Annotated in this window: 2 protein-coding genes and 1 tRNA gene; 1 reads left to right on the forward strand and 2 read right to left on the reverse strand. The window is 66.1% G+C overall.

Annotation, left to right across the window (positions count from 1 at the left end):
* Positions 1–91 precede the first annotated feature (91 nt).
* Both ACQKIP_RS47475 and ACQKIP_RS47480 read right to left on the reverse strand, forming a co-directional pair.
* Positions 92–163, reverse strand: a tRNA-Val gene (locus tag ACQKIP_RS47475).
* Between the two features lie 65 nt (positions 164–228).
* Positions 229–660 (reverse strand): TIGR02611 family protein, encoded by a 432-nt coding sequence (locus ACQKIP_RS47480; RefSeq protein ID WP_365866549.1) that lies wholly within the window; start codon positions 658–660, stop codon positions 229–231.
* A gap of 191 nt (positions 661–851) precedes the next feature.
* On the opposite strand from ACQKIP_RS47480, the gene ACQKIP_RS47485 reads away from it, so the two are divergent.
* A complete protein-coding gene (locus ACQKIP_RS47485; protein ID WP_003959770.1) occupies positions 852–1,265 on the forward strand; it encodes an SsgA family sporulation/cell division regulator in 414 nt (137 codons plus the stop codon).
* Positions 1,266–1,371 lie beyond the last annotated feature (106 nt).

Here is a 1,371-nt window from a genome sequence, read left to right on the forward strand (position 1 = left end):
ACGGGGCATCAATTCCCTTGTGCCGCACGGAAAAGGGCGCGAATACGACTGTGGCCCGGAGGCTGAAAGCCTCCGGGCCGCAGATTCGGGGTGGGCGATACTGGGTTCGAACCAGTGACCTCTTCGGTGTGAACGAAGCGCTCTCCCACTGAGCTAATCGCCCCCGGCGCAGGGAGAACATTACCGCATGTCAGCGGGTGCCTCCGACCGCCCGGAGTCACCCGGAGGTCACTCCTTGATCTTCCACGGCATCTCGAGGCCGAACTTCCAGACGTAGATCGCCACGAGCACGGCGATGATCACCAGGCCGATGGTCGTCAGGATGATGTTCCGGCGGCGCACCTTGGGGTCGAGCGCACGCTGCGCGGCCTCGGTGACCTTCCGCTTCGTCCAGCGAAGCACCAGCTGGGCCCAGACGAACTCGGTCGCCCAGATCGCCATTCCCCCGAAGATCACCAGCCAGCCCGGTCCGGGCAGCGGCAGCATGATGATGCCCGCGACGACCACGGCGAGGCCGACGATGAAGACGCCCACCTGCCAGCTGAGGTGCAGCGCCCTGCGGGCCTGGATGAACTCCGGCGCACGCGATCCGAGCGGCTGCTCGTCCTTCGTACCGGCGATTGTTTCCGCAACCCCCGGCTCGTTACTCCCCGTATTCATACGGCCAAACCCTACCGGACGGAAACCGGTCACTGGAATGGGTGTACGTCCCGAACAAACAACCCGCCGTACGAGCTACCTAAAGACACCCAAAACCCTCAGAGGGGTTTACAACGGCACCGTAGGTGGCATGTCGATTTCGCCGACGTGCGAATCCCCGAGCGCACACTGAGCGAAAGGCCCTGGCGCTTATGAACACCACGGTCAGCTGCGAGCTGCACCTGCGCCTCGTTGTGTCGAGCGAGTCCTCACTGCCTGTTCCCGCAGGACTGCGGTATGACACGGCCGATCCCTATGCCGTGCACGCCACCTTCCACACCGGAGCCGAGGAGACAGTCGAATGGGTGTTTGCCCGCGACCTCCTCGCCGAGGGCCTTCACCGGCCCACCGGAACCGGCGACGTCCGAGTCTGGCCGTCCCGGAGCCACGGTCAGGGCGTCGTCTGCATCGCCCTGAGTTCCCCTGAGGGTGAGGCTCTGCTCGAAGCCCCGGCGCGGGCCCTGGAATCCTTCCTGAAGCGAACGGACGCGGCCGTGCCGCCCGGTACGGAACACCGCCACTTCGATCTGGATACGGAGCTCTCGCACATCCTGGCCGAAAGTTAGCTCCAGGCCGCGCGAGAGCACCCGGCGCCGTCCGACTCGGGGCGACGGCTCGGGCACGACAACCGCACAGAGCAGACACACCGGCGCCGGGGGGCGGGGGGGGCCC

Source organism: Streptomyces sp. NPDC059900 (assembly GCF_050270335.1).
Lineage (GTDB): Bacteria > Actinomycetota > Actinomycetes > Streptomycetales > Streptomycetaceae > Streptomyces.